General features: G+C 69.6%; 11 protein-coding genes. 5 read left to right on the top strand and 6 right to left on the bottom strand.

Annotated features, from left to right (window positions below):
• Positions 1-40 precede the first annotated feature (40 nt).
• Positions 41-1939 (top strand): hypothetical protein, encoded by a 1899-nt coding sequence (locus OG936_RS25645; protein ID WP_406497774.1) that lies wholly within the window; start codon positions 41-43, stop codon positions 1937-1939.
• Positions 1936-2868: an aldo/keto reductase gene (locus OG936_RS25640; RefSeq protein ID WP_406497772.1), complete on the top strand. Its 933-nt coding sequence runs from the start codon at positions 1936-1938 to the stop codon at positions 2866-2868. The genes OG936_RS25645 and OG936_RS25640 overlap by 4 nt, the downstream gene beginning before the upstream one ends.
• 167 nt (positions 2869-3035) lie before the next feature.
• Here OG936_RS25640 and OG936_RS25635 read toward each other — a convergent pair whose 3' ends face one another.
• Positions 3036-4238: an RNA-guided endonuclease InsQ/TnpB family protein gene (locus tag OG936_RS25635; RefSeq protein ID WP_406491934.1), complete on the bottom strand. Its 1203-nt coding sequence runs from the start codon at positions 4236-4238 to the stop codon at positions 3036-3038.
• A 79-nt stretch (positions 4239-4317) separates the two neighbouring features.
• Between OG936_RS25635 and OG936_RS25630 the strand changes: the two genes are divergently transcribed.
• Positions 4318-5436, top strand: coding sequence for a hypothetical protein (locus tag OG936_RS25630; RefSeq protein WP_406497770.1), 1119 nt, complete (start codon positions 4318-4320; stop codon positions 5434-5436).
• Positions 5437-5558: 122 nt separating this feature from the next.
• Here OG936_RS25630 and OG936_RS25625 read toward each other — a convergent pair whose 3' ends face one another.
• From OG936_RS25625 to OG936_RS25605, 5 genes are all read right to left on the bottom strand, one after another.
• Positions 5559-5951 (bottom strand): helix-turn-helix transcriptional regulator, encoded by a 393-nt coding sequence (locus tag OG936_RS25625; protein ID WP_406497769.1) that lies wholly within the window; start codon positions 5949-5951, stop codon positions 5559-5561.
• Positions 5930-6532, bottom strand: a complete 603-nt coding sequence (locus OG936_RS25620; protein WP_406497767.1) for a helix-turn-helix domain-containing protein — start codon at positions 6530-6532, stop codon at positions 5930-5932. Before OG936_RS25620 ends, OG936_RS25625 begins: the two co-directional genes overlap by 22 nt.
• Before the next feature lie 108 nt (positions 6533-6640).
• Positions 6641-8152: a glutamate--tRNA ligase gene (gene gltX / locus OG936_RS25615; RefSeq protein ID WP_406497765.1), complete on the bottom strand. Its 1512-nt coding sequence runs from the start codon at positions 8150-8152 to the stop codon at positions 6641-6643.
• Positions 8145-8921, bottom strand: coding sequence for a fumarylacetoacetate hydrolase family protein (locus tag OG936_RS25610; protein ID WP_114246867.1), 777 nt, complete (start codon positions 8919-8921; stop codon positions 8145-8147). The genes gltX and OG936_RS25610 overlap by 8 nt, the downstream gene beginning before the upstream one ends.
• Positions 8922-9075: 154 nt before the next feature.
• Entirely contained in the window at positions 9076-9264 is a 189-nt protein-coding gene (locus OG936_RS25605) for a hypothetical protein (RefSeq protein ID WP_406497763.1), read from the bottom strand.
• Positions 9265-9844: 580 nt separating this feature from the next.
• On the opposite strand from OG936_RS25605, the gene OG936_RS25600 reads away from it, so the two are divergent.
• Together OG936_RS25600 and OG936_RS25595 are read left to right on the top strand one after the other, a co-directional pair.
• Entirely contained in the window at positions 9845-13666 is a 3822-nt protein-coding gene (locus OG936_RS25600; protein ID WP_406497761.1) for a nitrate- and nitrite sensing domain-containing protein, read from the top strand.
• Positions 13667-14089 carry a roadblock/LC7 domain-containing protein gene (locus tag OG936_RS25595; protein WP_003966009.1) on the top strand — a complete coding sequence of 141 codons (423 nt, stop codon included), beginning with the start codon at positions 13667-13669 and terminating at the stop codon, positions 14087-14089.
• Positions 14090-14108: the final 19 nt, after the last annotated feature.

Here is a 14108-nt window from a genome sequence, read left to right as displayed (position 1 = left end):
AACGGACCAGCGGCTCGAACATGGGTGAGGGGGTGGGTCGATGACGGCCGTCACCGTGCCCGGTCCCCGGCTCCGGGCGACCCGCAGCATCGCCGATATGCCCCGCTGGGCCACGCTCCAGCGGGAGCTGCTCGCCTACCAGGACAAAGCCTGGCGGCTCTTCGCCGACCGCTACACCGAGGGCGACGGCCGCCTCGTCTTCCGGGACACGCTCGGCGTGGGCCCGGACGGCCGCGACGGCGTGGACGACTTCTACGAGCCGTTCTTCAACTGGCCCACGCTGTACGTCCTCGGTGGCAGCGCGGATCTCCTGGCGGCCGCACGGCGGCACTGGAGCGGTGTGTCCGCGCAGCTCACCGAGATGGGCATGCTCCAGAACGGGTTGGAGCGCGGCTACGACTGGTTCCACCAGGGCGAGGGCCTGCTGCTCTTCTACGGCCTGTGCCTGGCCGACCCCGGCGACCCCCAACTGCGCGAACTAGCGCGCCGTTTCGCCGACTTCTATCTGCCCGGCGGGCCGAACTACGACCCCGAACACCGGGTCGTGCGCGCACCGCACAACGGATCGGCGGGGCCACGCCCGGGATTCAGCGACGAAGAGCCGTACTTCCCGTGGAGCCTCGCCCTGCACCCGTACGGGCTGCCGCTCGACGCCATGGACGACGTCACGTCCTTCGACCAGCTCGCGGCCGACCCCGAGCGCGCCCGCTCCTACGGCCGTGCGATGTGGGACCGGATGGGCCGTGGTGACACGATCGTCAATCTGGCCGCGACGGGACTGGCCACGAACGCCTTCCTCCTCAGCGGTGAGCAGCGCTACGCGGACTGGGTGGCCGAGTACGTCGGCGCTTGGCGCGAACGGCTCGACGGACACGACGTCGTCCCCGACAATGCGGGCCTGAGCGGTACGGTCGGCGAGTACCTGGGCGGCCGGTGGTACGGCGCACACTACGGCTGGTCCTGGCCGCACGGCCTCTCCCCCGTAGGCAGCGCCACCCTCGTCGGAGCCTCGAACGCGGCCCTGCTGACCGGCGACGCGGCCTACCTCGACCTGGCCCGCAACCCGCTCGATGCCGTACTGCGCCAGGGCGAGCAGCGCGGCGCCGACGGCCGGGGCACCCTGGGCAAGCGCTGGGATCCGCATCTGCGCGCGATGGACGCCGACCGGACGCTGATGGTCCCGCAGCGGCACAACGACTCCGGTTGGTTCGACTTCACCGTAATGCCGGGCCAACTGCCGCTGTCCCTGTGGCACTTCAGCCGCGAGACCCAGGATCAGGAGCGCATCGAGCGGCTGCGGGCGGGCGCGAACTGGGACTGGACGACGGTGCACACCCAGCGCATCAAGGACGAGGCCGGGCACGAGGAGCCGTGGTACGAGTTCCTGCAGGGCCGAAACCCGGGCTTCCCCGAGCGCATGCTGCGCAGCGCCCTCGACTCCTGCGCCGAACGCGTCGAGGCCATCGAGAACGACCCGATGAACCCGGCCATCGGCCCCGGCATTCTCGACATCCACCACTGGCAGGAACTCAACCCCGTCGTCACGGAGGCGCTGTTGCAGCTGACCACCGGTTCCCCTCAGGTCCTCTACAACGGGGGCCTCGCCCATATGCATCTGCGCTACTACGACGCCGTCGGGCAGCGGCCGGGACTTCCCGCGGACGTCGCGGCGCTCGTCTCCGACATCCGTCCCGACCACACCGTCGTGGAACTGGTCAACCTCGGTGGCACCGCGCGCTCGCTGGTGGTGCAGGCGGGCTCGTTCGCCGAACACGTCGTGCACACCGCGCAGGTCGACGACGGTCCCGTACAGGACGTGGGCGGCCCGTACTGCCGCGTGGAACTGTCCGGAGGCACACAGGTGCGGCTGACCTTGACGATGACCCTGCGCGGCGGCCGGCCCACCTGCGGCGCCCCGGTCTGGGAGGTGTCGCGATGACCGGCCGACTGCCCTTCGAGATGCCCCGCCTGGGCATCGGAACCGCACCGCTGGGCGGCCTGTTCGAGGAGGTGACCGAGGCGGACGCGGCGGCCACGCTGGAGGCCGCGGCCCGCGAGGGGATCACGTACTTCGACACGGCACCGCGCTACGGGCACGGTCAGGCCGAGGACAGGCTCGGCCGCCTTCTGGCACCGGCGGGCGTCATGGCGCCGCTGATCTCCACGAAGACGGGCTGGCTGCTGCGGCCACGGCCCGACGGCTCGCCCGGCGAGGTCGTCACGGACTGGACGGAGTCCGGTATCCGCACGTCCCTGGAGTCGAGCCTGGACCGCCTGGGACGGTCGTCGGTCGACATCCTCTATCTGCACGACGCGGACGACTTCCCGGAGGAGGTCCGGCGCACGGCCTACCCGACGCTGCGCCGACTGCGGGACGAAGGACTGGTACGGGCGATCGGGTTCGGCATGAACCACAGTGCGCCGCTCGCCGCGTACGTGGCGGAGTTCGAGGTGGACGTCGTCCTCATCGCGGGCCGGTTCTCACTTCTGGACCACGACGCGCTCGGGACGCTGTTGCCGCTGTGTGTGAAGACCGGCACCTCGGTCGTCGTCGGCGGGGTCTTCAACACCGGTCTCCTCGCCGATCCCTCCCCCGGCGCAATGTTCAACTACCGCCCCGTTCCCGAGCAGACCCTGGCCCGCGCGCGGCGATGCCGGGAGCTGTGTGCGGAGTACGGAGTGCCGCTCGCCGCGGCAGCGATCCAGTTCCCGTCCCTGCATCCGGCCGTCGGGTCGGTGGTCGTCGGCTGCCGGTCGGCCGCCGAGGTCGCGGCGAACGCGACGGCGTCGCGTTTCCCCGTCCCGGACGCACTGTGGCGGCGGCTGGCCGAAGCGGGTTTCGTACCGCCGGAGTTGGTGCCCGTCTAGCTAGAACGCGGAAGAGGCGGCCCGTGGACTTCGATCACCGGCCGCCGTCTCCAAGGTGGCTGAGGGCCAAGGGCTCAGAACTCAGAATTTCTGCTGTTCGACACCCGGCGGCAGAAGACAGGGAGTGCTGACGTTGACTTCCTCCCCCTCGTGAACGAGGGGGATTCCTACGGCTCGCGCCGTGGGGGTTTCTGCTTCGTCGCCGACTGCCTGCCCGGAGAACTCCGTTGAGGTCTTACACCAGCTCCACAGACTGTTACCGCCAGCCCGGCGGCCAGAAGGTTCTTCGCTGCGTTCACGTCCCGGTCGTGGGTCGTTCCGCAGTCGCACGTCCAGGTACGGACGTTCAGCGGCATCTTCTCCGCGAGGGTGCCGCAGGCGGAGCACAGCTTGGACGAGGGGAACCATCGGTCGACGGCGATCACCTCGCGCCCGTACCAGGCGGCCTTGTACTCCAGCATGGAGCGGAACTCGCTCCAGCTCGCGTCCGAGATGGCTCGGGCGAGCGTGTGGTTCTTGACCATGTTGCGCACGGTCAGGTCCTCGATCACGAGCGTTTGGTTTTCACGCACGAGCCGAGTGGTCAGCTTGTGGAGCAGGTCACGGCGACGGTCGGCGATCCTCGCGTGGATCTCGGCGACCTTGCGCCGGGCCTTGGCCCGGTTGGCGCCCTCGCCCCTGGCCTTGCGGGACAGTCTCCGCTGAGCTTTGGCGAGTCGGGCGCGGTCCCGGCGTTCGTGCCGGGGGTTGGCGATCTTCTCCCCGGTGGACAGGGTCAGCAGGTGGTCCAGGCCGACATCGATTCCGACCGCGCTGTCGGTGGCGGGGAGGGGCTGGACGGACGGGTCGTCACACAGCAACGAGACGAACCAGCGTCCCGCCGCGTCCTGGGAAACGGTCACCGTGGACGGCCTCGCCCCCTCGGGGAGCGGCCGGGACCACACGATGTCCAGCGGTTCGGTCATCTTCGCCAGGGTCAGCTCCCCGTCACGGAAGCGGAACCCGCTGGTGGTGTACTCCGCCGACTTCCGCGACTTCTTCCGCGACTTGAAGCGCGGGTACTTCGCCCGCTTGCCGAAGAAATTGGTGAACGCGGTCTGCAGGTGCCGCAGCGTCTGCTGGAGCGGCACCGACGAGACCTGGTTGAGGAACGCCAGCTCCTCGGTCTTCTTCCACGCCGTCAGCATCGCCGACGTTGCGTTGTAGTTGACCCGCTCCTGCCGCACCCATGCCTCCGTGCGGGCGGCGAGCGCCAGATTGTAGACCTTCCGCACGCAACCGAACGTGCGCGACAGCTCGGCTGCCTGCGCATCGGTCGGATAGAAGCGGTACTTGAACGCCCGCTTCACACAGCCCGTGGTCACGCTCACAAACTAGCGGTGCTGCGAGTTAAGATCAAATCTGCGGGTCACAGCACGGCCTTTCGCCCTGGGGGCGAAACTCCGCTCCTTGCCCTGCTCCGCAGAAGTCCGTTTCCTCCCCGCCCTGAAGGGCGGAGTATCCACGGAGGAATCCGATGAAGACCAGAAGGTCCTGGCCCACGGATCCCACGGAGACGAACTGCTGATCCTTCGGGTTCTGAACGAGTCGCCGTGGAGCGAGGTCCGCGACGCTGTGATCAACCCCGGCGACTCCCCGTGCCGGCGGACCGAGCTCACGACGTACGCCAACTCTCTCCTCGATGGCGTACACCCGGGCGCTCTCGGAAACCTCCAGTTCTACGGTGGCTTCGACTGGGCGTCCTTCGACGCGCTGATCGTCGGCACGGAGTCGAAGTCGAACACCTTCGGCGTCAACGTCGAGTACACCCAGAAGCTCACCGCCGAGATGAAGAACCTCAAGCGTTTCTGGGACATCGACTCCGCGGGCATTCAGCTGGTACCCATGCACGGAGCGGACGTCCTCTCCAGCCCCGAGCGGCTCGCCCACGTGCTCTCCGTGATGTACGGCAATCCCATCGAGGAGGCCCCACGGGAATGGGCACTCGACCTGGCCGAGCTGTTCATCGAGCTGATCGACTCGGAACCGGTGCTCCAGGGCGGCGCAAACCCGATCTTCACCTTCAACGCCTTCGCCTACAGCGAGAAGGGGGATCCGGAGCCCCTCGGCATCTCCGACCGGATCGTCATGGGTGACGGCATCCTGCAGGGCATGGCCGCGGTGGGTCTGGGCGATGTCGCGCCGAAGGGCATCATGAGCCACGAGTTCGGTCACCATGTGCAGTTCCAGCAGAACCTCTTCGAGAGCGACCTGACCGGTCCGGAGGCCACCCGCCGCACCGAGCTCATGGCCGACGCGTTCGGGACGTACTACCTGACCCACGCCCGCGGCGAGTCGCTGAACGCCGCCAGGCTCCTCAAGTCCGAGAAGTCGTTCTACCAGGTCGGCGACTGCAGCTTCACCAGCTCGGGCCACCACGGCACGCCGAACCAGCGGCTTGCCTCGTCCAGTTGGGCGGCGAGCGTGGCCAACGACGCATCGAACCAGGGTCACATCCTGCCGTCGCTCAAGTTCGACGAGCTGTTCGAGGCCAAGCTCCCCGACCTGGTCAAGCCGGACGCCGGCTGACGGCTGCGCTCCCACCGCAGGGCGATGATCGCCTGAGCGGCCGAAGACCCGTGTGGGGCGGGCCGGATCACGCACCGGCCCGTCCCACGCGCCCATGGCACTGGCCCGACCAGGGCCGTGGTTCAGAGCCGGCCGCGGCGGCCGGCCTGGACACCGAGCTGGAACCGGGTCCGGGCTCCGAGCATCTCCTGCAGGCGTGCGATGCGTCGGGCGACGGTCCGCTCACTCGCCCCGAGCTCACGGGCGATCGACTCGTCGGTCAGTCCGGCACTGAGGTAGCTCAGGACCTGCCGGTGCCCGTTCATCGAAGTGGTCCCGCTCTCGGAGGCCTCGCCGGCCGACGGGAGTGGAACGGCCATCCGCCAGTACGACTCGAACACGCCGATCAGCCCGTCCAGGAGACCCGACGGCTGGACGACGATGCTGTGGTGTCCCGTGCGGTCCGGCGCGGTGACACCCACCACGGCGAAGCGGTCGTCGCAGACCAGCACGTTCAGCGCGACCCGGGGGAACACCCGTGCCTGCTCGCCGCGGTCGACGCACTCACCGCCAGTGCTTTGGGATCCTGCAGGATGTCGGCGCCGTACACCACCCGGTAGGCGATCCCGCGGTCCAGCGCGTTCAACGTCCCGGGGCTGACCTCCGGCACCCGGTCGCTCCCGCCCACCGGCCCTGTCGACAGCCCACGCACCTCCGCCACAGCCTCGTCGTGGACCCGTTCCTGGACCGCCACGTGTCTGTGGGAGGAGTCGACGACTTCGACATAACTGGATCCCGAGGTGTGGTCGAGCCAGAACCGTGACAGGACCGTCGCGCTCTCGTAGGCGATCCGGGCTTCGCGTGCGCGTCGTTCGGCGACGGCTTCCAGCATCGCGCGGGGCGGCTGGGCGGTCAGTCTGCCGTCCGTGCGCGACACCAGACCGATGTCGCTGAGCTCGGTGACCGCGTGCTGGAGGCTTTCGATAGGCGACCCGACCAGCGTCGACCGGTCGGCGAGCTCGGCCAGGGTCTGCGGCCCCTGTTCCACCAGCGTGAGGTAGACAGCCTCCGCTGTCGCGGAGAGACCGAGCGGCTGCAGTGGGCGCAGTTCGCGCACTTTCCCCCCAACCCGGCGGCGCTGCACGGTACCGCCCACCGACTCCATTTCTGCCGATGGGGTGGGTGCTCCTGCCGAGCAGCCACCCCATCGTGTGATGCGAACCCGCTACGCGGTCAGCTTGGCCAGTGCCGCGTCGATGCGGGCGATGGTCTTCTCGCGGCCCAGGATCTCCAGGGACTCGAAGAGCGGCAGGCCGATCGTGCGGCCGGTGACCGCTACGCGGACCGGGGCCTGGGCCTTGCCGAGCTTGAGGCCGTGCTCCTCGCCGGCGGTGAGGACGGCGTTCTTCAGGGCGTCCGCGTTCCACTCGGCGTCGGCCAGCTTGGCGCGGGCCGTGACGAGCAGGGCGTCGGAGCCCTCCTTCATCGCCTTGGCCCAGGACGCCTCGTCCGTCGCCGGCTCGTCGAGGAAGAGGAAGTCGACGTTGGCGGTGATGTCCGAGAGGACCGTGACTCGGGTCTGGGCGTGCGGGGCGATCGCCGCGAACTGCTCCGCGTCGAACGCCTCCGGGGCCCACGGGGCGAACGGGGCCTTCAGCCAGGGGCCGCACGCCTCGGTGAACGTCTTCACGTCCAGCTTGCGAATGTGCTCGGCGTTGATGTGCTCGCACTTCTTCAGGTCGAAGCGTGCCGGGTTGGCGTTGACGTCCCCGATGTCGAACGCGGCCACCATCTCCTCGACGGAGAAGATGTCGCGGTCCTCGGCGATGGACCAGCCGAGCAGCGAGAGGTAGTTGAGCAGTCCCTCGGGCAGGAAGCCGCGCTCGCGGTACAGGTTGAGCGAGGCCTGCGGGTCGCGCTTGGAGAGCTTCTTGTTGCCCTCGCCCATGACGTACGGAAGGTGTCCGAACGCGGGGGTTCCCTTCGCGATGCCCAGCTCGATGAGCGCCTTGTAGAGGGCGAGCTGGCGCGGGGTGGAGGAGAGCAGGTCCTCGCCGCGCAGGACGTGGGTGATCTCCATCAGTGCGTCGTCGACCGGGTTGACCAGCGTGTAGAGCGGGGCGCCGTTGGCGCGGACGATGCCGTAGTCCGGCACGTTCTCCGGCTGGAAGGTCAGCTCGCCGCGGACCAGGTCGGTGAAGGTGAGCGCCTCGTCGGGCATCCGGAAGCGGACGATGGACGTGCGGCCCTCGGCCTCGTACGCGGCGATCTGCTCGGCCGTGAGGTCGCGGCAGTGGCCGTCGTAGCCGGACGGCTTGCCGGCGGCGCGGGCGGCGTCGCGGCGGACGTCGAGCTCTTCGGTGGTGCAGTAGCAGTGGTACGCGTACCCGCCGGTGAGGAGCTTCTCGGCGACATCCTTGTAGATGTCCATGCGCTGCGACTGGCGGTACGGGGCGTGCGGGCCGCCGACCTCGGGGCCCTCGTCCCAGTCGAAGCCGAGCCAGCGCATCGAGTCCAGGAGCTGGTTGTAGGAGTCCTCGGAGTCGCGGGCCGCGTCGGTGTCCTCGATGCGGAAGACCAGGGTGCCGCCGTGGTGCCGGGCGAAAGCCCAGTTGAAGAGGGCGGTGCGGACCAGGCCCACGTGGGGGTTGCCGGTCGGGGAGGGACAGAAACGTACACGGGGGGTTACCCCCTGGTCGAGCGGGACCGAGAGCTTGGGGGAGGGTGCGTTAACCACGCTTGATCACCTTGTTGGTGAGAGTGCCGATGCCTTCGATGGTGACGGCGACCTCGTCGCCGACATGGAGGGGTCCGACCCCTGCGGGAGTGCCGGTGAGGATCACATCGCCCGGGAGCAGCGTCATGGCTTCCGTGATGTGGACGACCAGGTCCTCGATCGAGCGGATCATGTCGCTCGTACGGCCCAATTGGCGTTGCTCGCCGTTGACCGTGGCCTGAATGGTCAGGTCGCTGGGGTCGAGGTCGGTCTCCACCCAGGGGCCGAGCGGGCAGGACGTGTCGAAGCCCTTGGCCCGGGCCCACTGCTTCTCGCGCTTCTGGGCATCGCGGGCGGTGACGTCGTTGGCGCAGGTGTAGCCGAAGATGACGTCCTTCACGCGCTCACGCGGCACTTCGCGGCACATGCGGCCGATGACCACGGCCAGTTCGGCCTCGTGGTGGAGCTCGTTGGAGAAGGAGGGGTACTCGATGGCGTCGCCGGAGCCGATCACCGAGGTGGTGGGCTTGAAGAAGGCGACGGGGACGTCCGGCACCTCGTTGCCGAGCTCCGCGGCGTGCTCCGCGTAGTTGCGGCCGATGGCCACGACCTTGTTGGGGAGCACGGGCGGCAGGAGGCGGACCTTGCTCAGCGGGACCTTCGTGCCGGAGAGCTCGAACTCGGCGTACGGAATGCCCTTGATGATGTCGAGGACGAGACCATCGGGCCCCTCGCCCTCGACGGCGCCGAAGGCGACATTGCCGTCGATGGAGAACCTGGCGATGCGCACGGGATGCTGTCGCCCCTCACTTGCTTGCTGGCTGAAGACTGACGCTCCAGGCTAACGCCTCGCCCTGCCAGGCGAGCGTGCGTGCCGGGCGGCGCGACGGGGCAAACCTCGCAGGGCGAGGCGTTGAGCGCGGGTGAGGGGGACGACGTACGCACTACTCCGCGGCCGCGACCGTTACCGGGGCCTCCATGAGGATGGTGCGGCGGGGGTTGGCCGTCTGGGCGGGCAGGTCGAGCGTGTGCTCCGGCAGCTCCGGCGTCCGCAGCTCTTCGGCGTCCTTGAGGTGCGCCAGCGTGGTGCGCCGGGGGTTGGCAATGTTGCGGAACATCATCGTCGTCTTCATCTGCCGTTCGGACCCTGTCGGTACGGGCGCCGCTCGGAGGGGCGCCGGTTGTCGGATTTGCCATCCCTGTAAAGCGTCAGGCTAAACATCGAATTCCCTTCGGAAGCCCGGATGAGACGGCGATCATCATGTGAGTTTGCTCACGACTGTGTGGACAATTGCCTCATCTCGGGCTGTCGATCGCCTCGGAAGAAACGGACATTGCATAGCTGAATCAGCCATTCCGCTCCTGATCATGTCGACTGGGACACCCTTCACCCTTCGTCGATTCACCCGTAATGATCCACTTTGACCGCGAACACGCTCCACGGCTTGTCACGCAGCCATCACAACGTGTCATCCAGGTCACGGCCGGGTACGAGGCCCTTGTTGGAGATCCGGCACTGTGCTGGAATTCCACGCACCGCCGCGGGTTTCAGGCCGGCGCGCAGGGGGCGCAACGCAGCGCCGAGTGGCGGCGGGAAGGGGAAGAGCGCCGGTCACTCACGACCACCATGGGGCGGGTACAACGCCCCACGACGCCGACACCGTCCGATCCGCTTCGCGCGGAGGGACGCCTGGTCCAGAGGTTGCGACGCTAGTGCAGGGACGTTTCAAGAGGGATGGCAGCGCTGCGGCGGAACAGGAGCCGCGCGGCGGGACCGACCGCGGATCCTCGCCCCAGCACGCCCAGAACCCCGGACCGGCCTCGGCCGGCGACAGCGGCGACCGTGACCGGGGCCCTGGTGCCGCGGCGGCCGCCGGCACCGACCCGATCTCGTCGCTCAAGCCGCGGGGCCCCGTCAGCACGGGCTCGCGAGTGGCTCTGCGCAACTGGCGCATCAGCACGCGTCTGGTCTCCCTGCTCGCCCTTCCCGTGGTCGCCGCGACCTCACTGGGCGGGCTGCGGATCAACGACTCCATGAACGACATCCAGCAGCTGGACCACATGCAGCTGCTGACCAAGATGACCAAGCAGGCGACCACGCTCGCCCAGGCGCTCCAGGAGGAGCGCGACCGCTCGGCCGGTCCGCTGTCCAACGGGGTGAAGCCCGACGACTTCAAGGTCACCGAGCCCCGCAAGAAGTCCGACCGGGCGAAGACGGCCTTCCTCGAAGCCACGAACTCGATCGGCGACCCGTCCGGCGACGAGGCCCTCGAAGGCATCTACGCGAGCGTCCAGCAGATCGCCAGCCAGCTGACCGAGATCCGCAATATCCGCAAGACGGCGTACGCCAAGGGCACCCCGAGTCTCCAGACCGTCGACCAGTACAGCCAGCTGATCACCTCGCTGCTGAGCCTCTCGCAGGACATGGCGCAGGCGACCAGCAACGCGGAGATGATCAAGCGGACCCGGGCGCTGGCGGCCTTCTCCTCCGCCAAGGAGTACGCCTCGGTCCAGCGGGCGATCATCGCCGCGGCCCTGCCCGGCGGCAACGACAAGCAGCCGCACCTCGACCAGAACGACAAGCAGTTCGGCCGCGCCGCGCTGCGCAAGGAAGCCACGGCACTCCGCTCCTTCAAGGCCGCGTACGAGGCCACCGGCAACAACGCCGATGAGCTGACCGCCACGCTGGACGAGGGTAACCCGGAGATCAAGGCCGCCAACATCTACGCGCAGAAGGTGCTGGACAGCCCCTCGGGCATGAAGGGCACCCCGCGGCGCTCCTACTTGGACTGGTACGACCAGAGCTCCACCAAGATCGGGGCGATGAAGACCATCGAGGAGACCCTCCTCAGCGACATGGAGGGCAAGGCCCGCGAGCTCCGCGACCAGTCGAAGAGCGAAGCGATCATCAGCGGTGCGCTCATCCTGCTGGTGCTCGGTGTCTCGCTGGTCGGTGCCTTCGTCGTCGCCCGGTCGATGATCCGCTCGCTGCGGCGGCTGCAGGACACCGCTACGCGCGTCGCACAGGACCGGCTGCCCGAGCTCGTCAAGCAGCTCTCCGAGGCCGACCCGCAGGACGTCGACACCTCGGTCGAGTCGGTCGGTGTGCACTCCCGGGACGAGATCGGCAAGGTGGCCGCGGCCTTCGACGACGTGCACCGCGAGGCGGTCCGCCTCGCCGCCGAGCAGGCCCTGCTGCGGGGCAACGTCAACGCGATGTTCACCAACCTCTCGCGCCGCAGCCAGGGCCTGATCCAGCGTCAGCTCTCGCTCATCTCCGAACTGGAGGCGCGCGAGGCCGACCCGGACCAGCTGTCCTCGCTCTTCAAGCTCGACCACCTCGCGACCCGTATGCGCCGTAACGGCGAGAACCTCCTCGTCCTCGCGGGCGAGGAGCCGGGCCGCCGGTGGACCCGCCCCGTCCCGCTGGTCGACGTGCTCCGGGCCGCCGCCTCCGAGGTGGAGCAGTACGAGCGCATCGAACTGGCCGCGGTGCCCGCCACCGAGGTCGCCGGCCGCGTGGTCAACGACCTCGTGCACCTGCTCGCGGAGCTGCTGGAGAACGCCACGTCGTTCTCCTCGCCGCAGACGAAGGTGCGGGTCACCGGTCACGCACTGCCCGACGGGCGGGTGCTGGTCGAGATCCACGACACGGGTATCGGCCTCTCCCCCGAGGACCTCGCGGCGATCAACGAGCGGCTCGCCTCGCCGCCCACCGTGGATGTCTCGGTCTCCCGCCGCATGGGTCTGTTCGTGGTCGGCCGGCTGTCGCTGCGGCACGGCATCCGGATCCAGCTGCGGCCCTCCGACTCCGGTGGTACGACCGCGCTGGTCATGCTGCCCGTCGATGTGGCGCACGGCGGCAAGCAGCCGGCCCCCAAGCAGGGGCCGGGGCAGCAGTCCGCCCCCGGCGGTCTGCTCGGCGGTGCCGGCGGTCCGGGGCAGGGCAACGCTTCCCGTCCCGGTCTCGGTGGTGCTCCGGCGGCCCCGGCCGGCCGGCTCGCCGCGGGTCCGGACGCCGCACGAGGTCAGGTCGGTGCGGGCTCCGGTCCGCGCGCCGCACTGCCCTCGCGGGACGGCGGATCGCGCCGGCCGCAGGACCAGCAGGGTCAGCCGGGCCGGCAGAACGCCGGCTTCCAGTCCAACGGACCGGCCGACGCCGGTCCGCAGGGCAACCCGCGCCAGGAGCCGCAGCGTCAGGGCGGCGGCCTCGCCGGTGCTTTCGGCAACGGTGCCCGGCTCGGCGCGCGCGGCCAGGGTGACGGAACGGGCCGTACGGACTCGGTACGGCCCGACGTATTCGGCCAGAACCGGCAGGACCAGAACCGCCAGGACCAGAACCGCCCGGACCAGAACCGCCAGGACTGGAACGACCAGAGCCACAACGACCAGAACCGCAACGGTCGGAGCCGCAACGACCAGGACCGCTTCGACCAGCAGGAGCAGGCCAACGGCCCCGCCCCGTGGGGGGCGCCGCAGCCGCAGCAGGCCCGGCAGAACCCGGCCGGCCAGAGCGGCTTCCCGCGGTCCGGCGGCCCGGTCGAGCCCGGTCGTCAGCTGCCCCCGGTCGGCGGTCCGCGTGCCGAGCTGCCCGGTGGCAACCCACGGCCGCAGCACTCGCAGACCACCAGCTGGGGCGCCGACGAGCCGTCCGCCCCGCGCCGTACCCCGCTGGACGCCCCGCGCGGTCACGAGGAGTCCGAATCCACCGGCCGGTTCCAGCGGCCGATGAGCCCGCCGCTCGTCCCGCGCCCGGCCATGGACGACCGGCAGGGCCCCGGCTCCACCGCCGAGTTCGGCCGCCCGGACTTCTCCGGTCCGGCCCCGCAGGCTCCGTCGCCGCTGGACCCGGCGAGCACCGCGCAGTTCTCCCGCCCCGACTTCGGCCAGCCGCAGCCCGGGCAGGACCAGGGTCTGCCGGCACCGCGTCAGCGCGGCCGGGACAACGAGGACTTCGGTGCCCCGCGTCCGCCCGCCATGCCCCACGGTGACGGGCAGTACCGTCCGGTCCTGCCGCCGCAGCCGCAGCCCGAGGCGCTGCCGCCGGCCGGGCCCGGGGACGGTCGTACGCCGCTGTACGACACCCTGGAGACGAACTGGTTCCACGGCCCGCAGCAGGGCGGTCAGCAGCCGCCCGCCGAGCCGCAGGCGCCCACGTCCGCCCCGCACCAGCCCGGCCAGGAGCTTCCGGCTCCCGCGCCGCGCCACGCCGGAGCCGACAACGGCGGCACCACACCTACCTGGCGCCCCTCGCCGAACGACGAACTCGTACGGCAGGCGGAGCGGGTCAAGAAGCCCGCGGCGGGCGGAGTCACCACTTCCGGACTGCCTCGCCGGGTACCTCGCGCCAACCTGGTTCCGGGCACCGCCCAACAGCAGAACCATCAGTCCGGTCCCCAGGTGTCGCGTTCGCCCGATGATGTGCGCGGGCGGTTGACCAATCTCCGCCGGGGCATCCAGCAGGGACGGCAGGCCAACAACGGCCAGTCGACCGGCAGTTTTCCACTCGGCCCCACTCACCAGCAGGAGCGTTAGTTGAGCCCGATGAGTCAGGCCGCGCAGAATCTCAACTGGTTGATCACCAACTTCGTGGACAACACCCCCGGGGTGTCGCACACGGTGGTGGTCTCCGCCGACGGACTCCTGCTGGCCATGTCCGAAGGTTTCCCCCGTGACCGCGCCGACCAGCTGGCGGCCGTCGCCTCCGGTCTGACCTCGCTGACCGCGGGCGCCTCGCGGATCTTCGAAGGCGGCGCCGTAAGCCAGACCGTGGTGGAGATGGAACGCGGGTTCCTCTTCCTGATGTCCATCTCCGACGGTTCCTCACTGGCCGTTCTCGCCCACCCGGACGCCGACATCGGCCTCGTCGGGTACGAGATGGCCCTCCTGGTCGACCGGGCGGGCACCGTCCTCACCCCGGACCTCCGTGCCGAGCTCCAAGGCAGCCTGCTCCACTAGGCGGCCGCGGATCGATGAC

Origin of the sequence: Streptomyces sp. NBC_00846, from assembly GCF_045207325.1 — a bacterium.
In the GTDB taxonomy this organism is placed as follows: Bacteria; Actinomycetota; Actinomycetes; order Streptomycetales; family Streptomycetaceae; genus Streptomyces.
This window is presented reverse-complemented; position numbering and strand designations above follow the sequence as displayed.

What these genes read in the sequence shown, in the direction of transcription:
- OG936_RS25640 (WP_406497772.1), top strand. Translation starts at nt 1,936, where the DNA reads ATGACCGGCCGACTGCCCTTCGAGATGCCCCGCCTGGGCATCGGAACC.
- OG936_RS25605 (WP_406497763.1), bottom strand. Translation starts at nt 9,264, where the DNA reads ATGAAGACGACGATGATGTTCCGCAACATTGCCAACCCCCGGCGCACC.
- OG936_RS25645 (WP_406497774.1), top strand. Translation starts at nt 41, where the DNA reads ATGACGGCCGTCACCGTGCCCGGTCCCCGGCTCCGGGCGACCCGCAGC.